Annotated in this window: 25 protein-coding genes; 14 read left to right on the plus strand and 11 right to left on the minus strand. The window is 43.6% G+C overall.

Features of this window, described 5'->3' with window-relative positions:
• Window positions 1-3 precede the first annotated feature (3 nt).
• Complete coding sequence (locus VMUT_RS06270) at window positions 4-558, plus strand: 50S ribosomal protein L22 (protein WP_013604578.1); 555 nt, start codon at window positions 4-6, stop codon at window positions 556-558.
• Here the strand turns inward: VMUT_RS06270 and VMUT_RS06275 are convergent.
• Together VMUT_RS06275 and VMUT_RS06280 are read right to left on the minus strand one after the other, a co-directional pair.
• Window positions 552-926 carry a PIN domain-containing protein gene (locus VMUT_RS06275; protein WP_013604579.1) on the minus strand — a complete coding sequence of 125 codons (375 nt, stop codon included), beginning with the start codon at window positions 924-926 and terminating at the stop codon, window positions 552-554. The genes VMUT_RS06270 and VMUT_RS06275 overlap by 7 nt on opposite strands.
• Window positions 923-1,729 (minus strand): NAD(+)/NADH kinase, encoded by an 807-nt coding sequence (locus VMUT_RS06280; protein WP_013604580.1) that lies wholly within the window; start codon window positions 1,727-1,729, stop codon window positions 923-925. The genes VMUT_RS06275 and VMUT_RS06280 overlap by 4 nt, the downstream gene beginning before the upstream one ends.
• Before the next feature lie 99 nt (window positions 1,730-1,828).
• Here VMUT_RS06280 and VMUT_RS06285 point away from each other — a divergent pair, with 99 nt between their 5' ends.
• The gene (locus tag VMUT_RS06285; protein WP_013604581.1) at window positions 1,829-2,227 is read left to right on the plus strand and encodes a translation initiation factor IF-5A; all 399 of its coding nucleotides are present in this window, start codon (window positions 1,829-1,831) and stop codon (window positions 2,225-2,227) included.
• Between the two features lie 11 nt (window positions 2,228-2,238).
• Here VMUT_RS06285 and VMUT_RS06290 read toward each other — a convergent pair whose 3' ends face one another.
• On the minus strand, window positions 2,239-2,802 hold the full coding sequence (locus VMUT_RS06290; protein ID WP_048057223.1) for a DUF655 domain-containing protein: 564 nt from the start codon (window positions 2,800-2,802) through the stop codon (window positions 2,239-2,241).
• Window positions 2,803-2,814: 12 nt separating this feature from the next.
• The gene (locus VMUT_RS06295; protein ID WP_013604583.1) at window positions 2,815-3,162 is read right to left on the minus strand and encodes an RNA polymerase Rpb4 family protein; all 348 of its coding nucleotides are present in this window, start codon (window positions 3,160-3,162) and stop codon (window positions 2,815-2,817) included.
• A 111-nt stretch (window positions 3,163-3,273) separates the two neighbouring features.
• Between VMUT_RS06295 and VMUT_RS06300 the strand changes: the two genes are divergently transcribed.
• Complete coding sequence (locus VMUT_RS06300; protein WP_013604584.1) at window positions 3,274-3,597, plus strand: 50S ribosomal protein L21e; 324 nt, start codon at window positions 3,274-3,276, stop codon at window positions 3,595-3,597.
• A 20-nt stretch (window positions 3,598-3,617) separates the two neighbouring features.
• Here VMUT_RS06300 and VMUT_RS06305 read toward each other — a convergent pair whose 3' ends face one another.
• Window positions 3,618-4,856 carry a tRNA pseudouridine(55) synthase gene (locus VMUT_RS06305; protein WP_013604585.1) on the minus strand — a complete coding sequence of 413 codons (1,239 nt, stop codon included), beginning with the start codon at window positions 4,854-4,856 and terminating at the stop codon, window positions 3,618-3,620.
• A 57-nt stretch (window positions 4,857-4,913) separates the two neighbouring features.
• On the opposite strand from VMUT_RS06305, the gene VMUT_RS06310 reads away from it, so the two are divergent.
• Window positions 4,914-5,468: a hypothetical protein gene (locus tag VMUT_RS06310; RefSeq protein WP_013604586.1), complete on the plus strand. Its 555-nt coding sequence runs from the start codon at window positions 4,914-4,916 to the stop codon at window positions 5,466-5,468.
• Window positions 5,469-5,799: 331 nt separating this feature from the next.
• Here VMUT_RS06310 and rfbC read toward each other — a convergent pair whose 3' ends face one another.
• Window positions 5,800-6,366: a dTDP-4-dehydrorhamnose 3,5-epimerase gene (rfbC, locus tag VMUT_RS06315; protein WP_048056916.1), complete on the minus strand. Its 567-nt coding sequence runs from the start codon at window positions 6,364-6,366 to the stop codon at window positions 5,800-5,802.
• Between the two features lie 110 nt (window positions 6,367-6,476).
• Between rfbC and VMUT_RS06320 the strand changes: the two genes are divergently transcribed.
• From VMUT_RS06320 to VMUT_RS06330, 3 genes are read left to right on the plus strand one after another with little or no spacing between them, the layout of a single operon-like run.
• Window positions 6,477-7,079 carry an ArsR family transcriptional regulator gene (locus VMUT_RS06320; protein WP_013604588.1) on the plus strand — a complete coding sequence of 201 codons (603 nt, stop codon included), beginning with the start codon at window positions 6,477-6,479 and terminating at the stop codon, window positions 7,077-7,079.
• A gap of 45 nt (window positions 7,080-7,124) precedes the next feature.
• Entirely contained in the window at window positions 7,125-7,499 is a 375-nt protein-coding gene (locus VMUT_RS06325; RefSeq protein WP_148224693.1) for a roadblock/LC7 domain-containing protein, read from the plus strand.
• Window positions 7,500-7,531: 32 nt separating this feature from the next.
• On the plus strand, window positions 7,532-7,957 hold the full coding sequence (locus VMUT_RS06330) for a secondary thiamine-phosphate synthase enzyme YjbQ (RefSeq protein ID WP_237699615.1): 426 nt from the start codon (window positions 7,532-7,534) through the stop codon (window positions 7,955-7,957).
• 8 nt (window positions 7,958-7,965) lie between these two features.
• Here the strand turns inward: VMUT_RS06330 and VMUT_RS06335 are convergent, their stop codons facing one another.
• From VMUT_RS06335 to VMUT_RS06345, 3 genes are read right to left on the minus strand one after another with little or no spacing between them, the layout of a single operon-like run.
• The gene (locus tag VMUT_RS06335; protein ID WP_237699616.1) at window positions 7,966-8,475 is read right to left on the minus strand and encodes a bifunctional nuclease family protein; all 510 of its coding nucleotides are present in this window, start codon (window positions 8,473-8,475) and stop codon (window positions 7,966-7,968) included.
• A 21-nt stretch (window positions 8,476-8,496) separates the two neighbouring features.
• Window positions 8,497-9,789 carry a histidine--tRNA ligase gene (gene hisS, locus VMUT_RS06340; protein WP_013604592.1) on the minus strand — a complete coding sequence of 431 codons (1,293 nt, stop codon included), beginning with the start codon at window positions 9,787-9,789 and terminating at the stop codon, window positions 8,497-8,499.
• A 39-nt stretch (window positions 9,790-9,828) separates the two neighbouring features.
• Window positions 9,829-10,590 carry a prepilin peptidase gene (locus tag VMUT_RS06345; RefSeq protein ID WP_013604593.1) on the minus strand — a complete coding sequence of 254 codons (762 nt, stop codon included), beginning with the start codon at window positions 10,588-10,590 and terminating at the stop codon, window positions 9,829-9,831.
• 105 nt (window positions 10,591-10,695) lie between these two features.
• Here VMUT_RS06345 and VMUT_RS06350 point away from each other — a divergent pair, with 105 nt between their 5' ends.
• Both VMUT_RS06350 and VMUT_RS06355 read left to right on the plus strand, forming a co-directional pair.
• Window positions 10,696-11,853: a thiolase domain-containing protein gene (locus VMUT_RS06350; RefSeq protein ID WP_013604594.1), complete on the plus strand. Its 1,158-nt coding sequence runs from the start codon at window positions 10,696-10,698 to the stop codon at window positions 11,851-11,853.
• A 38-nt stretch (window positions 11,854-11,891) separates the two neighbouring features.
• Entirely contained in the window at window positions 11,892-13,073 is a 1,182-nt protein-coding gene (locus tag VMUT_RS06355) for a thiolase domain-containing protein (RefSeq protein WP_013604595.1), read from the plus strand.
• A gap of 29 nt (window positions 13,074-13,102) precedes the next feature.
• Here VMUT_RS06355 and VMUT_RS06360 read toward each other — a convergent pair whose 3' ends face one another.
• Complete coding sequence (locus VMUT_RS06360) at window positions 13,103-14,002, minus strand: DUF6282 family protein (protein WP_237699617.1); 900 nt, start codon at window positions 14,000-14,002, stop codon at window positions 13,103-13,105.
• Window positions 14,003-14,092: 90 nt separating this feature from the next.
• Between VMUT_RS06360 and VMUT_RS06365 the strand changes: the two genes are divergently transcribed.
• Window positions 14,093-16,057: a hydantoinase/oxoprolinase family protein gene (locus VMUT_RS06365; RefSeq protein WP_013604597.1), complete on the plus strand. Its 1,965-nt coding sequence runs from the start codon at window positions 14,093-14,095 to the stop codon at window positions 16,055-16,057.
• Window positions 16,058-16,076: 19 nt separating this feature from the next.
• Here VMUT_RS06365 and VMUT_RS06370 read toward each other — a convergent pair whose 3' ends face one another.
• A complete protein-coding gene (locus VMUT_RS06370; RefSeq protein WP_048056917.1) occupies window positions 16,077-17,000 on the minus strand; it encodes a hypothetical protein in 924 nt (307 codons plus the stop codon).
• A gap of 126 nt (window positions 17,001-17,126) precedes the next feature.
• Here VMUT_RS06370 and thiM point away from each other — a divergent pair, with 126 nt between their 5' ends.
• The 4 genes from thiM (at window position 17,127) to VMUT_RS06390 (ending at window position 22,150) form a co-directional block, all read left to right on the plus strand.
• Complete coding sequence (gene thiM, locus VMUT_RS06375) at window positions 17,127-17,918, plus strand: hydroxyethylthiazole kinase (protein ID WP_013604599.1); 792 nt, start codon at window positions 17,127-17,129, stop codon at window positions 17,916-17,918.
• 58 nt (window positions 17,919-17,976) lie between these two features.
• Entirely contained in the window at window positions 17,977-18,978 is a 1,002-nt protein-coding gene (locus VMUT_RS06380; protein WP_013604600.1) for an acryloyl-CoA reductase, read from the plus strand.
• A gap of 126 nt (window positions 18,979-19,104) precedes the next feature.
• Window positions 19,105-21,036: a 2-oxoacid:ferredoxin oxidoreductase subunit alpha gene (locus VMUT_RS06385; RefSeq protein ID WP_013604601.1), complete on the plus strand. Its 1,932-nt coding sequence runs from the start codon at window positions 19,105-19,107 to the stop codon at window positions 21,034-21,036.
• 67 nt (window positions 21,037-21,103) lie between these two features.
• A complete protein-coding gene (locus tag VMUT_RS06390) occupies window positions 21,104-22,150 on the plus strand; it encodes a glucose 1-dehydrogenase (protein ID WP_048056918.1) in 1,047 nt (348 codons plus the stop codon).

The raw sequence follows: 22,150 nt of genomic DNA on the forward strand, positions 1-22,150 counted from the left end.
GGTATGGCTAGGATTGATTGGAGCATTGATACTGAGGATATCGTTAGGAGGGTTAGGGAGATTTATGGGGCAAGCATTACTGAGGACCAGGTAGTCAAGGCCCTTGGTTATGAGTATAGGATTAGTTGGAAGAAGGCTGTTGAAGTTGCCAGGTTCATTAGGGGCTTCACTATTAAGCAGGCCGAGGATTATCTGGGTAATGTAATTAGAATGAAGATGCCAATACCAATAAGGAGATTCACCAAGAAACAGGCACACCACACAACACCTTGGGAGGGTTGGCCGGTGGCTAAATGGCCCATTAAAGTCGCTAAGGCCTATTTAGAGGTAGTTAAGAACCTTGAGAATAATGCTAGTTATAAGGGCCTTAATGTTGATAACGTGGTTATTATACATGCGGCTATTCATAAGGGCCGTAAGATTAAGAATTACATGCCTAGGGCCTTTGGCAGGTCTACGCCTTGGTTCCAGGATACGGTAACCATAGAACTAGCTGGAGCAGAGATACCTGAGGAGAACGTGCCAAAGAAACTAAAGCTAAGGCCGAAACCCTACTGACGCTTCCTTAGGAAAATCACCGAGTACCTTATTCCCAATCTTCTAAGGAATTTTATTAGTAATGAATCATCCGTGATCACTAATGGGTTTCTATCCCTTAACTTCATCGCCAAAACTATCAATGATACATCAGTATCACTCAATAACCTAGGTATGCGATAAGCCCTCCTTGTAAGTATTATATCATTCTCACTCACATCATAAATATCTATGCCCAGGACCTCAGGCACGGCGATGGCTCTCACATCCTTAAGTTCATTAATTACGTAATTAGTGGTTATTAGATGACCAATACTCGATAATGGACGCAAATCCCTCATATGAAGTATCGCTGATGTATCAAGTATTACTGCATCTTCATTACTCATGGTATGAACAACCTCCTGAACAACCTATCGTACATCCTGTATTGACGAGTCCTAACGAATCTAACCCTCCTATCATTTGGAACAATGCGTATCTCAGCACCTCTCTGCGTGACAATACCATCACATAATATGTGCGCAACCTCGCTCGTTAAAACCTTAATGGGTACTTCATATGGATGAACAATAGGTACTAAAGCCCTTGAGAACGGCGCAAGAGGCACTATTAATTTCACGGCTAACCTATTATCAACCACAGGACCTCCAGCCGCTAATGCATACGCCGTTGAACCAGTTGGCGTGGCTATTATAACGCCATCCATCCTAGCTCTTATCATCTCCTCGCCACCATCCTCAACAATAGTCACACTTATTAAATGACCAGGATCAACACCTTTAACCAATACCTCATTTAATGCCATGCATTCAAAGCCAGCGGCAATGGCCTTAAGTGTGATCCTCTCCTCAACCACGTATTCACCCTTAATTATCCTATCAAGAACCTGGGGTAAATCCCTGGCACTCACATCACTTAGATAATTAACCCGACCAGTGCCTATGTGAAGGATTGGTGTGTCCGTGGAATTGCCAATTTCATGTATAAATCTTAGGACTGTACCATCACCACCAATTACCATGGCAATATCAATACCTTGAGAACCATCCCACTTAGGTATACTGAGATTCTTAACCTCTAAATCCCTTGCAGCCACTACCTCAACTCCATTACTACTTAGTAACCTACTCACTATTAGCTTTGCTAATGCGTAATCCTCGTACTTACCAATATACATCATAATCCTCATTAATACTCAGGCTAATGCAAACTAGGCGAATTAATAAATAATTTCTCAGGGAATTACTCGATAGAAAACCTTTTATTAGCTCTAGCTATGTCGATTTGTATGTCAACGAAGCCAACAGAGGCAGGTTCGGTGAAGGAGGGTAGCTACTTAATGATTGATGGAGAGCCATGCAAGGTGGTTGAGGTTGAGAAGAGTAAGACTGGTAAGCATGGATCCGCCAAGGTCAGGATAGTGGGTATGGGCGTATTCGATAATGTTAAGAGAACCTTAATAGTACCTGCTGACGCCCAGGTCGAAGTGCCGATAATTGAGAAGTTCGTTGCCCAGGTAGTGGCTAAGGTTGGTGATTCCTGGCAATTAATGGACCTGAGAAACTATACAACGTTTGAAGTTCCAGAGAGCCAAATTGAGGAGGATATTAAGGGTAAGATCGAGCCTGGTATTGAGGTTGAGGTTTGGGATATCGCTGGTAGGAGGAAGATAATTAGGGTTAGGTAATTGCCATAAAATCAACTAACGAATACCTTATACTGATCAGCACCCTGTAATTCCCTCAATATTCTGTCAATAATTAACTTCTCAGGGTCAATACCAATCCTACTCTTTATATCCTCAAAGGACTGGAAAGGCTTCTTCCTCCTCTCCTCAAGTATTTGCCAAAGCGTCTTCTTACCAATACCCTTAAGTAACTCTAGGCTATGCATTTTCAGGGTTATTGGACCAGCCTTATTAAAGAAGTCAACGAACCTACTCTCCTGGGCCTTAACAATCTTCGCAACTATCTCAGGAAGCGCGTTCTTTGCCTCACTGGTTAATTCATCATAATTAATCCTCCTAACTATCTTATTCACCTTATCCCTAGGTCCATTACCTATGTAAACCCTTTCACCAACCTCAGCCGCAGTGTTTGGTTTCAATGTTAATTCAAGAAGTGTGAAGAACTGATCACCAATGGCCTGTACATAGGCCTCATTCTTAGGAAACCCCTTCTTAATAAGGGATGGGTCCTTAATGAGCATTTGCTCCGGCGGTATTATGTCCAGTATGTAGGCATAGTCCTCACGCTTAACCATTAATAACACCCTCTAGGATTCCTTAGTGCTTTTTAGTAGGTTGAGGATATCCTCAATCTCCTTATCACTGAATTCCCTTTTTTCGGTCCCCAATAATATCCTAAGCTCATCAGTTGTTTGAGGCATTAAATTAACTATCTGTATAGCCGTTAACTTTGCTAAACCAAATCTCTTCATTAATTCTGAGATCAAATCCTTAGCCTTATCAGGGCTTATCCTAGAGAACTTCCTAAGGTAGTTCAGGGTATTATTCACAACATCATCAGTAATTCCAGGATTAATACTGATTAATTTATCCTCGAGAATCCTGAGTGCCTCGGCCATGGAAATATCCTCAGAATTAATAATACGCTTAACCACAAGTAACTTCCTAAGAAAAATCCCTATTTAAGGATTTGGTATATGCAGGTTAATCATTAATGAAGAGAATGCTTAAATACTCAATAGAGTGATGATGCCTCGGGGTTACTCGTGCACCGAACACACGGCCTACGCTACAAATCAAGGAAGCTACTGACAAAGAAGCCCAGGGAAAAGGGTAGACCTGGTGTTTCAAGGTGGCTTTATGAGTATAAAGTAGGCGATAAGGTGGTTATTGATATTGACCCAACATTCATAACCACAGCACCCCACAGGAGGTATCAAGGCAAGGTTGGTACAATAATAGGAAGAAGAGGTAAGGCCTTTGAAATAGAGATTTACATTGGTAGTAAGAGAAAGGTGATCATAACAACACCAGACCACATCCTTCCTTTCAGCTCTCAAATCACGGAAACAAAGACAACAGCATCGTAATCACATAGTTACTAAGGTAATTAATCACTTATGTTAAGTATGTCAATCTCCACAGGCCTAACACCAAAACCTAGAGTTCCAGCAATACTTGGTTCAACATCACCAAAACCACCATGTATGAACCCTCTAATGTACAGGTTACCCTGGCACCTAATCAGAAACTCCACAAGCCTATCCCCAATCACCTTACCATCTAATTCATAGACCATACTAACCCTCCTCTTAACCCTACGCCCACGCCTAAACACCTGAACCACCTGCCTATTCCTGAAGTAATCATGTAATGATTTTATATTCCCATCAGTAACTGAATTATCAGTAATTGCCAGGACTCTATACGTTATTACGTAATCCCTAACCCTAGCCTTCATCCTCACTATTGCAGAACTCTTAACACGGGATAGATCACTAAGTATAACGTCATAATTCAATCCCTTCAATAACGGGTATACATCATCAATACTAGGTCTCCTACTAGGTTTAATTATCTGTAGAATTGTAGGCCTACCATTACCAAGAACACGAGCACCAAATGGGTCTTCACCGCCCACATGTATCACCACATCCTGAGCACCAAATACCTGGATTATACTGTCAATGGGCCACCTAACCTGTCCTCTCCCATTAACTAGCCTATGTATCTTCCTATACCTAGCCGATATGTATATTGGCATTACCTGCACCTCCACGGATCCGGTGGTAATGTTAATGACGACCTCCGCATCAGGTTCTTCCCTACTGAATGAAACACTGAGTATCGACGAAACCCTCTTACCCAACTCCCTATTTAACTCACGTTTAATGGACTCGGCACTGGATATATTGAACTCTGTAGTTATGCCCAATTCCCTCTTTAGTACTTCAATTGGTACCTTACTACCAAGCCTAAACGACCTAACCTCAACACCTAGGGACCTCAGGCTATCAGCTATTGTTTTAGCCCACTCATCAAGTCTATTGAAAATGTTATCATTACATACATAACATGTAATTGGCGAGACCTCAATACCTAGGTTCTTAAGGAATTTTATACTTGGTTCATGCCCACTTAATGCCAACGCCTTAACATCACTGAGTAACTCATCACTCAATCCCTCACTAATTATTCTCTCATGAATCATCATTAATAGGTAATCCTTAATCGCCTTACCTCTTTCCTCATTACTAAGCCCGGTGCCCAACCTAGCGAATAACCTGCCAAGGCAGTGATTGCACAGTGGATACTTCCTCAATATATCCATGGCCCTTTCAAGACTCATATGGCATATTCACGGAACATAATAAGTATTAAAGCATATAATTAAGAAGTTATTTCCGTGGATGCTTACCTGGTGGGTGCCTTCATAAATGAGTGCTCAGTAAGGTGGAGAAGTATTGAGGGATTCTCAGATGCCGTTGATTATACTAAGTCATTAGAGCCAGGTATCACGGTAATAAACAATACAATAAACGCAACGAGTAAGTTATGTGATGAGATTAATAGAATCCTTCAAAAGCCCATTAGGTTGCTAATGTTCCTTAACATTAATGATTGGGTCAAATTAATGAGGGGGCTCTATGACTTTTATGGGGAGTTAATTGATCCGGAACCGGAACTCGATATACCTAATTTCGTACTTAGCATTAAGATTCCAAGTAAATCCTTCGGAACAACACTAAGGATAGTACTCAAGTTACTAGGCATTAATAGTAATGTATTTCCAAGCAGTGATAGTAAGCTTTACCTTGTTATTCACGATAGAGACTCAATAGCTAGGTTTATAAAGACCATAAAACCGTACTTAAACCCAGAACTGAACATCGTTCTAAGGAACAAATGGAATAAGCACTACGCAGACTTCGGCGAACCAATAATAATCACTAAGGAATAGATGAAGGAGCAAGCAGGAACTCAGTCGGTTTAGGCCTCACCACCAATCAGCGTGGGTTCAATTCATCAACTGCTAAGGAATACATGGTTTTTAATTTTAAGTTTTTATTTCGAGGGATTAATACGATTCACTGTGTTTGGAATAAATAACATAGTTCGCATTCATTATTAAGACAACTTTCTGCTCTTGCAGCGCTATGATTTATTAGCCAGGCAATTAAATTAGACATTGTTAAAAGCACTGCACTAAATTTAATTTAGGACCATATAATTAGACCATTGTGATGAGATGCCACTGGCTTATTGGTGCTGATGCGTGTGAGGGCTGATCCTCATATTGGGTAATCGAAGTTAGTCTCAGCCAGCTTAAGTGGTGGGCATTTACCGTCCTTTTCACTTACTATTACATTCTCCCTTATTGGCCATGGTATGCCGATCTCCGGGTCATTCCAGACAACACATCTCTCGTGCTGTGGACTATACTCCTTCGTCTGTAGGTATAGGAATAGCGTGTCATCCTCCAGTGCCTGGAAGCCGTGGGCAAAGCCAGGCGGTATCCAAAGTAGCCTTGGGTTATCGGCGGATAACTCAACCATCACGTACTTACCAAACCAGGGAGAACCCCTCCTAACGTCAACAGCCACATCAACCACGCGCCCCTTAACCACAGTGACCAGCTTTCCCTGCTCCATGGGCTTAAGCTGGTAGTGTAGGCCACGAACAACACCACGCCTTGACTTACTTAGGCTTACCTGGACGAAATCATGGGGTACGCCACCAGCAAGGAAGTCCGTCCTCTTATAAAGCTCTGCGAAGAAGCCCCTGATGTCTGGGAAGACCACGGGCTCCACCAGTATTACATCGGGTATTTCAAGCCTTGCGAAATTTTTAAACGGCATAGCTAGGTCATAAATAATACAGATTAATAAGAAATACCTCATGTTAAACTAATGAAGACAAAATAATTCTAGAAATTAGTTAATAAGTTGGTCATTAACTGCATGATTTAATGAACGCCGTTGTTAAGCCTGAAATCATAGTGACGCTGAATGGTGAGGAAAGGAGAATTGTTCCAAGTTATGACAATGAATATGTATTAATGAGAGAGAAGGACTTCAACGTAATTCTCGACAATACAAACCTGAGCATAATACTTGCCATAATAAGCGGGCATGACCACTTTGTCCAAATAATGAAGAAGACCGGTTTACAAAGAGGTAAATTATCAAGACATTTAAGAAGATTATTGAATACTGGTTGGGTTATTAAAAATGGTAATAGGTACCTGCCAAGTGGACGTATTTACGTTGCCTATGACGTTAAGGACGTCAATGGCGAGATCATGCTTAGTATATCAATGAGTAAGGGCGCATTTATTGACCCGTTTTATGGACTCGTGATAATCAATGGCGAGCCACTGAGTAATTATTGCTCGACCTGCCCCCTCAGGCAGGTCTGTGTCAATAATGTTAAGTCCTTGGCCCGTAAATATAACATTGAGTTGAGGGGTGCCGAACCCAGTGAAGCCTATGTGGAGTTATTCAGGGAGTTGATTAGGAGGGATTTAATTAAGAGGTTTAGGAGTGGTTGGAGGATCGTTATTAGGAGGTAATTGGAAGATATGTTTATATTCTCCTGGGAATTGAATAGCGCAGTAATGGAGAGAACAAGTGAAGCACTGAGTAAGGTTGTTAGGGATTTCCTAAACAATGTTGAGAATATTAGCGGTGTATACATCGCAACATTAGATGGCCTCTTAATCGCCCATGCATCAAGAATTGACGCGGACCCAGACCGTGTAGCGGCAATGATAGCATCACTCAGCGCTGTTGGGGATAGGGTTAGCAAGGAGTTACTTAATGAGGATTCGAATCACGTAATTGTCCAATCCAGTACTGGCTATATAGTTATTAAGAGAGTTAGTGATCTAGTAGTAGGTATTTTGGTTCAGGGTGGTGATGACTCGACAATTGGACTTACAATGCTCGAACTAGAGAGACTTATAGCTACTATTCAGAAACAATTAAGGTAATTTATGAAGTAAGTTTTTACTAAATGTATTAAGTGAGTAGTCATGTTATGAAGGTCGTTACGAAAGAAATCACGGTACAGAGTAAGAGACGTAGAGAGGTTATTAACATAACAAATCATATTGAGGATTTCGTTAGAGACTCAGGCATAAGGAATGGTATAGTACTTGTTTTTCTACCACATGCAACCTCAGCATTGTTTGCTAATGAAGATGAACCAAGGGTAAGAAAGGATTATGAAAACTTATTTGAGAGGTTGGTACCTGCTAATGGAAATTATTTCCACAATGAAATCGATAATAATGCTGACGCTCACCTATTAACATCAATCTTTAAGCAGTTCTACGTATTGCCAATAATGAGTGGCGAGCTCGTCCGTGGAACTTGGCAGGAGGTTTTTCTAGCAGAGTTTGATGGCCCTAGGAGTAGGAGGGTTGTTCTTGTGACTATTGGTGAGTAATGATTATGTTATAAGTTCTTATTAAAACTGAAACCATATCTGGCTCTCAATTCCCTGTAGTTCTCAAGGGGTTCTGTATAAGCCACTAGATGCTCTGCAACGTATATGGGTGCACCAAGCCTTACGGCTATTGCCGTGGCATCACTTGGCCTGGCATCCAATTGGAATGTCTCGTTTGTCCTATTATCCTTAATGAATATTGTTGATAGGTAAACGCCATCGATCATTGCATCTATCGTTACCCTATCAACAATTACATCGAGCCTATTAATTAGGTCTACAATGAGATCGTGAGTTAATGGCCTGTGGAATGATACAAGACCGAGCGCCTTCTTTATTGAGAATGATGCTGTTACGTCAATCCTAATAGGCAGGACCCTATCTTCCCAATCCTCAGTTGTGAATAGCATTACAGCAACGCCCTCCTCAGGTATTTCAATCACATCCAGGAGATCAGCCTTTAAATACTTTGACGAACCACTTGAACTCTCCTCTCTAACCATTACAATACTAGGCACTAACCCCTTTATTTACTTATTCTAGACATTGATGCCGAACTCTATGAGCGGAGCCTCCCTCTCACTCCAGTTGCTCATGTCCCTAACCTTAACAACACCCCGTGAAATCTCCTTAGGACCTATTATTATGAAGTACCTGGCATTTATCTTAGAGGCATACTCAAGCGCGCTCCTGAGACTCTTCTCGCCCGTGTCCATTACTACCTTACTACCACCAGCCCTCAAAATACTGGCTAACCTATAACCAAGAGATAAGTAATTCTTCTCATTACTTAGGACGTACACGTAGTAATCAATTTGCGGAAGTCCACGTTTAAGCGAACCCCTCTGCTCAAGAACCTCCAATAGTCTCTCAATACCCATGGCGAACCCCGAGGCAGGCATTGGCTTACCACTATAAATCTCGATTAAATTATCATACCTACCACCACCACCAACTGATAACTTATAATCAGTCACGTACATTTCAAAGACAATACCTGTGTAGTAGTCAAGCCCCCTGACAATACCCATGTCTAGGTCCATGTAACTACGTATACCATACATATCAAGAAACTCCATTAACTCATTGTAATACTTAATGAAATCGTCACTAACACCAAGTTCCCTGAATGAGCCAATCGCCTTATCAAGACTCTCGCTCGTGTTAGCCAGTCTAAGAACCTCCTGTGCCGTATCATTACTTAACTCAAGATTCCTCAGCATCTCCAGGAGCTCCTCATCAGGCACCTTACCCCTCTTATCCATAATCCTAAGCACACTGGGTTTTACATCGCTTGGGATGCCGAACTTACTCAGTAATTGTTCAATGATTCTCCTATCATTTATCCTAATCCTGAAATCACCAATATCAAGTGACCTAAGTGCTTCAACACCAACCGCGAGTATTTCAGCATCAGCCCTAATACTGGATGATCCTATGAACTCAATACCGAACTGGTGGAACTCCCTATACCTACCGTGTTGAGGCTCATCATAACGCCAAACCTTCGTAATATAATACCACCTAATTGGTTTAGGTACATCAACCCTATATGAAATAACCCTTGCCACAGGCACCGTCATATCAAACCTAAGCCCAACCTCTCTACCAGCCTTATCCTTGAAGTAGTAAATCTCGTTAATTACGTCCTCACCGGCCTTAGCCTTAAGTATCTCATAATACTCGAGGGCTGGCGTCTCAACCCTTAGGTAGCCAAAGGACTCAGCAACCCTAGCCAACTTATCAAAGACTTGAAACATTGGGTAGTACTCCTCGGGTGTTAAATCTCTCATTCCCCTGACAGGCCTAAGGTCTTTATCGTCAAATACCACAGAATCAGCGATATAGAGGCTAAATAAAAACTTTCGTATTCATAATGAGGCTAGGGCAAGGACTAGGAAGTTAATGTGAGTTAATACATACATTAATAGGCCAAGGGTTATAGGCACTATAAAGGGTATGTGATATGAGGTTAGTACCGGTGTATCAATACTGATTCTGCCCTGGGAAAGCCATTCAATTAGTGATTCCCTTGGATCCTCAACGTCAAGACCAAGCCTAATCACTGGTTGAAACTCATTACCAATAAGTACCTGGGATATCGCGTAATTATTGGGGTTCCTAAACACCCTATGTGCGGGTACGCACATGAGCGTTATTAAGTATATTAACTTATTGAATCCCTTAACCCTGGCCAAGGCCTCGCAATTACTGCCGTACCTAATATTCTGAATAACATTGTAGGGTATGTACATTATTAGGGCTATGATTAATGAATTAATTAGTACTGATAATGGTGTGATGTTTATTACGGTCAATGCCATGTTTGATGCCGAGATTGTCGGTATTGATGCCGAGATAAAGGCTATTGATTTAGAATCAGCACCACCCATAGCCCTTAACCAATAAGCCATAAATGCGAACGCTGAACCAATAACCACACCAATGATGTATAGGAGTAATTGACCCAATACGAATACTGAGTATAGACCAAGCGGTATGCATATTATTGAGCCTATTATCCACGTCCAATCACTAATCTCCCTAGTCATTAAGTCCTGTATTGACGCTATTATTTGAATAATTATAGCGAATACGTAATCCACAGTGAGTAATAAATATGCATTAATCATTATGTCATGGGAATAACCACCCTCCCTTTAAGATTAATGTTTGATAAATACTAGCCACATGTATAGTGGGTAATAAATTAAAAGGATTCTTAATGATTGATTACTATGTCAAGGAGAGTTGCAATTATCGGAGTTGGTTGGTACGGGTTTAGGCCCGTGGTTGAGGAAGCGTCGTTTAGGGAGATGATGTTTGAAGCTGCAGCCCGCGCCTATGAGGATGCTGGCGGCATAAACCCAAGAACTGATATTGACGCATTCGCCAGCTGCCAGGAGGACTTCTGGGAGGGCATTGCAATAGCTGATGAATTCGCCCCAGAACCCATTGGCGGTGCATTAAAGCCCGTATTCACAACACCTGGTGATGGTCTTCAATGCGTGGCTAATGCATATATGATGATTAAGACAGGGCAATTCGACGTAGTTGTTGCCGAGTCACATGCAAAACCTAGTGATATTGCCAATATGCATGATGTTATGCTCTTCGGCATGGACCCATTAACTGTTAGGGCAATAAACACACCTAACTACCATGCATTAGCAGCACTGGAGGCTCAGGCATACATGTCGCGCTATAATGTAACTAGGGAGGCATTGGCGTACGTGGTGGTTAAGGACAGGAGAAACGCCCTCTATAACGAGAGAGCTAGTTATGGCGCTAATTTAACCATTGACGAAGTCCTGAGTTCACCATACACAGTATCACCACTGACTAAACTCGATATTGCGCCTTTTGTTGATGCATCGGTCGTTGTTGTTCTCGCGGGCGAGGACGTTGCAAGAAGGTACACGGATACGCCCGTGTGGGTTGATGGTATTCATTGGATTACTGAGGATCCGTCCCTTGAATTCCATAGTTGGGAATTTCCAATGCACGCAATGAAGGCTGCCGAGGCAGCGTATAAAATAGCTGGTATTCAGGACCCAATTAAGGAACTGCACTTCGCAGAGGTTGACTCGAGGTATAGCTTCAAGGAACTACAATTCATAGAGGCGTTAAAGCTTGCCCCAATCGGTGAAGCCCATAAACTACTCCTAGAGGGCGCCTTTGATAGGGATGGTCTATTCCCAGTAAACCCAAGCGGTGGCGCACTTGGTGAGGGTGTTCCGCTCGAGGTTCATGGCCTCGCCAGGTTAGTTAATGCCGTACTTCAATTAAGGGGTGAGGCTGGCAGAATGCAGTTGAATAGGGCTGAAAGGGCTGTTGTTCATTCATGGCGTGGCGTACCAACCACCACAAGTGTCGTTGCTGTGTTAAGTAGGTGATCGGTAATGCTTAAGAATCAAGTCATGGGTGGTAATTTATGAGTAGGAACATTTACGTAAAGCACAGGCCTGCAGTAATTGGTGCAGGACTAACATTATTTAGGAGGAGGATGCTCGAGACTCCTAAGGAGCTTGCTTGGATAGCCGCTAAGCAAGCGCTTGATGAGGCTGGGCTTACGCTTAAGGATATTGATTGCGTGGTAATAGGTTCGGCGCCGGACACGTTTGATGGAGTCCACTTTAAAGGTGAATATCTAGCCGATGGTTCCGGTGGTGTTGGTAAACCAACGATGAGGGTTTTCGTTGGCGGTGCTACCGGCGTAATGGTACCAATAGCCGCCTGGTGGCATGTAGCAAGTGGGCATTGCAAGACTGTGCTAGCCGTCGCTGAGGAGAAAATGAGTAGCGCCGATATACCGCATCCACAAGCGGTCTTTAGGTACATATGGGATCCGATCACTGAGGTGCCACTACAGCCGAATTTAATTTGGATATTCGCAATGGAAATGCATAGGTACATGTATAAGTGCGGTGCTAAGAAGGAGGATATAGCTCTAGTCAGCGTTAAGAATAAGCGTAATGCCCTCGATCATCCAGCGGCCCAGGTGGCGGCGAACATAACGGTGGATGATGTATTGAAGAGCGAGATGTTGGTATGGCCTGTTCAGTTACTCGATATCTCACCAGTAAGTGATGGTGCTGCGGCATTCATAGTAGCCAGTGAGGATGTTGCAAGGAGACAAACTGATACGCCGGTTTGGATTGATGGCGTTGGTTGGACCTTGGACACAACATCCTGGACAAACAGGGACCTGGCGTTTCCAGAATATGCTAATGTTGCTGCTCAGATGGCTTATAGAATGGCCGGTATTACGAATCCGAGGAGAGAGATTGATGTTGCTGAGGTCTACGATCCATTTGACTACAAGGAGCTGCATCACATGGAGGGGCTTGGGCTCGCCAAGAAGTGCGAGGCGCCGAAACTAACTAAGGAAGGCGTTACCCAGAGGGATGGTGACTTACCAATAAATCCATCAGGTGGATTACTCGGTGTCGGTAATCCAATAGCCGCTGCCGGCACAATGAAGGTGGCAGAGATATACTGGCAATTAGCTGGGAAAGCAGGTAAGAGACAAGTAAGGAAGCCAGCATATACGGGTCTTGCCCATGCCTGGGGCGACCTAATGCAAGCGAGCACAGTAGTAGTAATGAGGGTATAAAACAAGTTGATCCTTACCAATCTCATCATTCAATATAATAATTTTCTTTGGTTTTCCTTTGTCATAACTTCTATTTCCTCCCTGGTAAAGCCTTCATTCATTAGTTGCTCAATGAACTTAGCATAGCCCCGTGGCGGTGGCTCATTATGGACCTGACCTAAATCCGTTGATAGTATGTTCCTCTCAACACCGGTTTCCCTAATGGCCTTCACAACATCATTAATACTTGCCCTACCCGCTAGAACTGATTGATAGCATCTCTCAAAGTAGACACTGTAATTGGCTAATTCCCTCTGTTGCTCAATACTGTACTTAGTCATTGGAAATTCAGGATGAGTAACAATTATCTTCCTAACGCCACGCTCCGCAGCCCTCTTAACTAATTGCATACCCTCACTAGGGCTTAAGTGGCCTGTGGCAAGTATCATGTTGAATTCTTTAATTAAGTCTAGGATCTCATCAACCTCAGGCTTAATCCTACCATCCTCATCAAAAATACTTAACGCATTACCCAGCAAGCCCCTTTCATAAAGCTCAAGCTGTGCCCTAGCCCATGCCGGTGGGTTGGGCTTGTCACGCCAATTAAGTAATGAGGACCTCTCATTTGCCGAGTCAACGGTTGGGAACCAAACAATCTTAGCCCCTGATCGACCAGCCACATACACAATCCTTGGATTTAAGCCGCCAACTGAATTATTGAGCACAACACCTCCAAAGATCTCAATGTCCTCCACAATCTTCCTAACCAGGTAGGCTCTATCATAAGTCGGTGAGTAATGATTCTTGATAATGAAACCACCAAAACCATAATCCCTATATAGTCTTGCTAAATCTACGTCATCAAGGAGCCTAGGTACAATATCAGGTGCGCTATGAACATGAAAATCAAATGCACCCCTCAATAAATCCCTAGTATTAATCATAATCATTATCAGCCGAAAATAATGCGTTATTTATATTTATCATTAATTTGGCGGTAAAATTATAAAGGTATGATTGATTTTACGTTTCGATAATTTATGGCAGTTGTTGCTGTTGATGTTGGTGGCACATTTACGGATTTCGTAATCCTTAAGAGCGACGGAACCATATACTCGATTAAGATCCTCAGTACTCCGAGGAGCCCTGAGGTTGCGGTGCTCGATGGTTTAAGGAGGATTAGGGAACCAATTTCCGAGGTTCTTCATGCAACTACTATTGGTACGAACACACTGCTTGGGCAGGTTGGTCTTGAAATTCCTAAGGTGGCGTTGTTCACTACGAAGGGCTTTAGGGACGTTATTGAGATCGGCCGTCAAAACAGACCTAGGCTTTATGACTTGTTCTTCGATAAGCCGAGGCCCCTAGTCCCTAGGGAGCTTAGGTTTGAGGTTGATGAGAGGGTTTTGGCTGACGGCACCGTGGCTAAGCAGGTTGATCCTAGGGCGGTTGAGGAGTACGCTGTTAAAGCTAGGTCAATGGGTGTTGTCAGTGTGGCTGTTTCATACCTTCACTCATACATTAACCCAGTCAATGAGGAGGTTACGGGTGATGTACTTAGGAAGTACTTTAGGTACGTTAGTTTATCGAGTAAGATAGCCCCTGAGCCTAGGGAGTATGAGAGGACCTCGACAACGGTTGTTAACGCCGTTCTCATGCCAATAGTCAGTGAGTACATAGCCAGGTTCTCTGAGGGCCTTAAGGAGCTCAACATTGACAGGTTCTACATAATGTCCAGCGCAGGTGGTCTCATAGACGCTAATGAAGCTATGGAGAGACCCGTGCAATTAATCGAGTCTGGTCCTGCAGCTGGCGCTGTGGCTGTTGCGGAGTTCTCGAGGTTAATCGGTGCTGAGAATATTATCGGCTTTGACATGGGTGGCACCACGGCTAAGGCATCCTCAATACTCAAGCACGAACCTGAGGTTACGACAGAGTACGAAGTAGGTGGTGAAGCCCATCACGGCAGGTTAATCAAAGGAAGTGGTTACCCAGTTAGGTTCCCATTCATTGACCTAGCGGAAGTTTCGAGTGGCGGTGGAACGATTATTTGGCGCGATGAAGCTGGAGCCCTCAGGGTTGGTCCGATCAGTGCTGGTGCCGATCCAGGGCCCATATGCTATGGTAGGGGTGGTAGGGAGTCGACATTGACGGATGCTAATGTGGCTCTTGGCAGGATTGGCGAGTACCTACTAGGCGGTGAGATGAGGCTTGATAGGGATGCCGCGATTAAGGGCTTGTCGAGGCTTGGTGATCCTATTAACGTGGCTCTTGAGGCCATTAGGTTGGCGACTATTGAGATGGCTAGGGCTGTTAGGCTTGTGACTGTTGAGAGGGGTCTTGACCCGAGGGACTTCACGTTGATGGCCTTTGGTGGCGCTGGTCCTCAGTTTGCGCCCTACATAGCCGAGGAGTTGGGTATTAATTCCGTGATCGTGCCGCCGGAGCCAGGCGCCTTCAGTGCCCTTGGCCTGTTAATGGCTGATGAGAGGTTTGAGGTTAGGGCGTCATTCCCAAGGAATCTTGAGGATGAGTTTAGGAGACTTGAGGATGAGTTGCTTAGTAGGTTGGGTAGGGTTGATTACTTCCTTAGGTATGCGGATGTTAGGTATATTGGGCAGGGTTGGGAGTTAACAATACCTGTTGGTAAGCCAGCAAGTATGGGCGATGTTGAGAAAGCGTTTAATGATAGGCACTACGCAACGTACGGCTTCAAACTGAATAAGCCCATTGAGGTCGTTACCATTAGGGTATTCGCGGTAATAACGAGGATTAAACCAAGGTTTAAGGCGACAAAGGCTGAGGGTGAGGCTAAGCCGAGGAGTTTCAGGAAGGTATTCTTTGATGAATGGATTGAGGTACCAATTTATTGGCGTGAGGAAATACCCACTGGGCAGGTTATTGATGGACCAGCCATAATTGAGGAGTACGGATCAACAATAGTGATTCCACCGAGGTGGAAGGCCGCGGTTGGTAAGCATGGCGAGGTAAGGATTATGCACTAACTTTAGTGCTAAACAGCCCTTATGAATATTCCCTACCTAAAACAAGGACTATACTCAATTCCCCAGCTCTCTTCCTTAAGTACTCAGCTACCTGCTCTGGTGCAGATTCTACGGCAAGCACTAAGGCAATAGCCTTCTTACCAAAGAATTTCTCTGCTGTCTTGGCATTATCAAGGAGCTTCTTCAACTCTCTCTCAGCTTCCTCAACAGAGCTAACCTTAATCGTGGCCTCACCAACAACTAGTGGGTCGTAGCAAACCACGTCAATCTCCTTGAATCCATCCACGGGTATTGTCACGTTAACCTTAACATCACATGAAACACCCTTAGTTGAAAGCCACTCCCTAATCCAATGCGCCGTATAATACTCATAGGATCCACCAATTGAATCCCTTATTTCCCTCAATGCGCTCATCATCCAATTATTAAACTTAAACTGCTCCTCCCACCTACTGAGGTTTTCCTGCCATAGCTTCCAGTTTTGCTCCCACATCTTAAAATTCATCTCCCATCTTTTTTCGTTTTCTTGCCATCTTTTCTCCTGCTCCTCCCTGAAGGTTTTTAGTTCCTGCCATAACCTCTCGATCTCCCTCCAAGCCTTTTCCTGGCTCTCCCTTAATGCCCTTATCTCCTGCCAAAGCCTCTCCTGATCCTCCCTTAATGATTTAATCTCCTGCCATATCTTGTTGTTTTCCTCCCATAGTTTGTTTTGGTTTTCCCAAAGTTTTTCCTCGTTCTCGGTAAGCCTCTGGACTGCCTCGAGAACCTTGTTCAAAACCTCCATCATCACTGACTGATTCTTGACCAAACCACCCACAGCATCAACCAACCGCCTAAGGGAAGACTGAACATCAGAAATACCCAAAAGCCCAATAACAGCAAGCCTAAAAACCTCATCCTCCCTCAACAAACGCAAAACCTCATCACGAAGATCTTTACTCATCACTATTTATATCACTGAAGAATTAATAAGCCTACTGGACTGATGTCGGTGTGCTGAATTTAGTAATTGTATCTTAATTAATGAATAACATAGTTAATATTTATTAATAAGCATGTTATTGGAACAATGATGATCAATTACTGGGAGGATCTACAGAGGATCAGGAGTAAAAGACCACTTATACATCATTTGATGAATTACGTAGTGATGAATGATGCGGCTAATGTAACGCTCGCTGTTGGTGCGTCGCCAATAATGGCTCATGCTAGGGAGGAGGTTGAGGAGTTGGCTGCTAAGGCTGATGCCCTGTATATAAACATCGGTACACTCGATGATAGGTGGATAGAGTCCTTCCTATTGGCTGGTAAGGCCGCCAATAAGAATAATGTGCCAGTACTCCTAGACCCAGTTGGCGCCGGTGCAACTAGGCTTAGGACAGAGACCGTGCTTAGGATACTTAATGAAGTCGAGGTTAGTGTGCTTAAGGGGAATGGAGGCGAGATGATGACGTTAGCCGGTGTGGTGGGCATGATTAAAGGCGTTGACTCACTGGGTGAGGCTAATCTTGAGATTGCTGAGAGGTTGGCTAGGGAGTATGGTGTTACGGCAGTAATTACAGGCCCCAGGGATTACGTGTCTGACGGTAAGAGGGGCGCCATTGTTAGTAATGGTACGCCCATGTTACAGTACATAACTGGCAGTGGCTGTATGGTTGGTTCTGTAATCGCAAGTTTCATGGCCATTAACAAAGACCTCCTGATTGCCTCAGTGGAGGGCTTAGTCACGTTTGAAATAGCTGCAGAGAAGGCGGAGAAAAAATCCTCAGGGCCCGCATCATTAAAGGTAAATTTAATTGATGAATTATACAATATGAAATCCAGTGATTATGAACTAGCCAAGATCGAATTTAAAGAGTAAGTACACTGAGATAATCAATAAGGAATTCCTTAAAACGCAGCAATCCCGCTATTAATTGATGAAGGCAGTTGTCGTTTATGATAAGGGTAAGTACGAGATACGTGATATACCAATGCCAAGACTTAACGATGGTGACGTATTAATAAAGATAAACTACGCAGCACTATGCTACCGTGATCTACTTCAACTCGCTGGTTACTACCCAAGAATGAAGTATCCCGTTATCTTAGGCCATGAAGCCGTTGGTGTCGTAGTTGAATCAAGGGACCCAAGGTTTAAGCCAGGTGATAGGGTAGTACCACTGCTTCATGAGCCAGATGGCGCCTGTGAATTCTGCATGCGTGGACTTGATTCATACTGCATCAATGCGCTTAGTTATGGTGAGAACATTGATGGGTTCTTCGCAGAGTACGCCAGAGTATCAGCTAATGCATTGGTTAAGGTGCCTAGTGGAGTCCCCGATGAATTAGCAGCATTCACCCCCTGCGTCATAGCCATGGTTTACAAGGGTCTCAAGAGGGCAGGGTTAATGCATGGTGAGACCGTCGTAGTGACTGGAGCGAGCGGTGGTGTCGGTATTCACGCAATCCAGCTAGCCAGGGCATTGGGCGCCAGGGTTATTGCAATTACCAGATCGCCTGATAAGGCCAAATTCATTAAACAGTTTGCGGATGAAACTACCACTGAGCAGAGGTTTAGTAAGGTTGTTAAGGACCTAACAAATAACGTAGGTGCGGATATAGTGATTGAAGCCGTAGGAACGCCTACCCTTGAGGAATCACTAAGAAGTCTACGTAATGGAGGTCGTATAATAATCATTGGTAATGTAAACCCTGATGAGAGTTATTCATTAAGGCTTGGTTACTTAATAATGAAGGATATAGCGATTATTGGGAACGTTAGATCACATAAATCTGACGTTGCCGAAACATTTAAAGTATTAAGCCGTGGATTGATTAAGCCCATCATAGCTTCTACATACTCATTGGATAAATTTAATGATGCCTTGGAATTTATGAGAAATAATTCTAGGATCGGTAAGGTACTTATTAAACCTTAATTCATTAATTCATACGAATAACTTTATATTTTATTGAATTGATTACGTGGATTTAGGTTTACACAGTCAATATTTATTCTACAATGGGAGAAGGCTTAATAAATAGGTCTAAGCAACCTCATTGTAATGTCTACGGACATAATGTGGGTTATTGGTGGACCGCAGGGTGGTGGTATAGATACTGGCGCCAATGTCTTCATGAGGTCTGTTGCCAGGGCTGGTTACTACGTAATTGGCGATAGGGAATACTTCTCAAACATTAAGGGTAGGCATAGCTACTTCATGGTTAGGGTTAGTGATGAACCCAAGGGAGGATTACTAAGTACAATAGATATATTAGTAGTCCTTGATGCAGAATCCGTATTCACTCACTTCCAGGATGTTAAGCGCGGTGGTTATGTAATCGTTGATACATCAATATTCAATACAAAGCTTGATCAACTGCAATACATGGAGGATGAACTCAAGGAGAGACTCAGGGAATTTTTCAGTAAGTCTGGTATTGAGCCCACGGTTAAGGGTATCATTGACTACCTGAGGAATAACGGTATTAATGTATTAACCATGCACTATGCCGACCTACTGCAGGAGGTTAAGAAGAAACTTCATGATATTGACCTACCATCATTAATTGGTAGATACTCAAATGTGGTTATGACCGCATACTCAACTGCCATAATGGGCTTACCCATTGACTATGTATTTAAGGGTCTCGAGGACGTGTTCACAGGCAGGAGAGGTAAACTTCTTGAGTATAATAAGGTCATTGTTGAGGTTGTTTATGAGTATGTAAAATCCATTAAGACGAACTTATCATTACCGCCAATAAAGAGAAATACGAGGGCCGTGATTGTTAATGGTAATGAGGCAGTGGCGATAGGAAAAATACTAGGTGGTCTCCGGTTCCAGACCTACTATCCAATAACACCTGCGGCTGACGAGTCGGTATTCATAGAGGCCCATAATATAGTCAGCCTAGACCCAGTTACTGAGGAGGCTAAGGCCCTAGAGAAGGCAGGTATAGTCGTTGTACAAACGGAGGATGAGATATCAGCCATTAACATGGCTATAGGCGCAGGTATTGCTGGTGCCAGGACGGCGACAGCAACGTCAGGACCAGGCCTAAGCCTAATGGTTGAGGGTACAGGCTTTGCTGGGATGAATGAGGTACCAGTCGTAATAACGCATTACCAAAGAGGTGGACCAAGTACTGGAATGCCCACAAGAAATAGCCAGTCTGACCTGAGGTTTGTAATGCACATGGGACATGGCGAATTCCCAAGGATAGTAATTTCATCTGGCGATCATAGGGAGGCCATTGAGGATGCATTCAAGGCCCTCAACTGGGCCGAGAGATATCAAATGCCTGTTATTCACCTAGTTGATAAGGCACTCGCCAACTCATACACAACGGTTATTTGGGATCTTGATAAAAAGGCCCTTAAGATTGATAGGGGGTTAATAGTAACGAAGGATGAGAATGATTATAGGAGGTTCAGGATAACGAAGGATGGAGTATCACCGAGGTCAATACCTGGCCTAGGACCAATATTCTGGTTAACAGGTGATGAGCATGATGAGTTTGGCCACATAACGGAGGACCCAGTCACGAGGACGGAGATGTATGAGAAGAGAATGAAAAAGCTTGAATTAGCGGATAAGGAAATACCAATTACAGACAAGGTTAGATTATATGGACCAGAGAGTGCGGACATAACTCTGGTTGGTTGGGGATCAACAAAGGGCGTTTTACTGGATGTAATGAACATACTAAGCAAGGAGGGTTACAGGGTTAATTTCCTGCAACTTAAGATGTTCATACCATTCCCAAGCGAGTTTGTAAGGAATGTATTAAGTAAGAGCCAGGTAATAATTGATATTGAGTCGAACTACGAGGCACAGGCAGCGAGTATTATTAGGGAGAAGACCGGCATTGAGATTAGGTACAAGGCGGTTAAGGTCACTGGGAGACCAATATTTGTTGATGAGGTTTACGAAGCAGTCAAGAAAATATTGAAGGATAAGGATGAGAAAATAATACTGATGAAAGGACCTTAATCACTTAAATTATTGTTAATGTTCTCAATTCTAAAACATTTATATCAGTACTCTACACAATAATCATATGAAAGCAGTTACTGTCATCCCAGGCATACCAGAATCGCTGAGATTAATGGACGTTTCTAAGCCGAACCCTAATAAGGGGCAGGTCCTACTTAAACCAATTAGGGTTGGTGTTTGCGGCACGGATAAGGAGATCATTGAGGGCAGATATGGTAAGGCTCCCGAGGGTAACCAATATCTGATTCTTGGTCATGAGGCAGTTGCCGAGGTTGTTGAGATTGGTGATGGTGTTGATAATGCGGGTGTTGGGGACATAGTCGTACCAACAGTAAGGAGACCACTGAATTGCGACTTACCCGTGGACTTCTGCCCAGTTGGTCATTACCTGGAACACGGGATTTGGGGTTTACACGGCCATGCAGCTGAGTACTCAGTGACTGATGCCAAGTACCTGGTTAAGGTGCCCAAGGAGATTGTTGATGTTGCGGTGCTCACAGAACCACTCTCGGTGGTTGAGAAGGGGATTGACATGGCCATGAGGATTGGGCAGGCTAGGTTTGATTGGAAACCAAGGACCGCGTTGGTGCTCGGCGCTGGGCCCGTGGGGTTATTAGCCACGATGGTTCTCAGACTTATGGGCTTAAGCACGGTGACAACAGCCACAAGGCCGCCAGACAGCCTAAAGGCAAAGCTCGTTAAGGAGCTTGGTGGTACATACGTAGACTCGGCGGTTGGGCAGATAAGTGGTGAATTTGATATTGTGGTTGAGGCCACTGGATCGCCACAAGTGATTAATGAGGGGCTTGGGCACATAGCACCCAATGGTGTTTATGTCCTACTCGGTGTATATCCAAGCGGTGGTTCTCTGAATAACCTCGGCGAATTAATGACAAGTGTCGTGCTTAACAATAAGGTGATTGTAGGCTCAGTAAACGCAGGCATTAAACACTTCGAAATGGCACTGGAACACCTAAGGAGAGCTAAGGATGAATTCAACAATTGGCCCGCCAAGTTAATAACAAAGAGAGCTAACCTAAGTAATTATCAGGAGGCATACACGTGGACTCATGACGATATAAAGACAGTGCTAGAGATTATTCAGTCGTAA

The organism is Vulcanisaeta moutnovskia 768-28 (genome assembly GCF_000190315.1).
GTDB lineage: Archaea > Thermoproteota > Thermoprotei > Thermoproteales > Thermocladiaceae > Vulcanisaeta > Vulcanisaeta moutnovskia.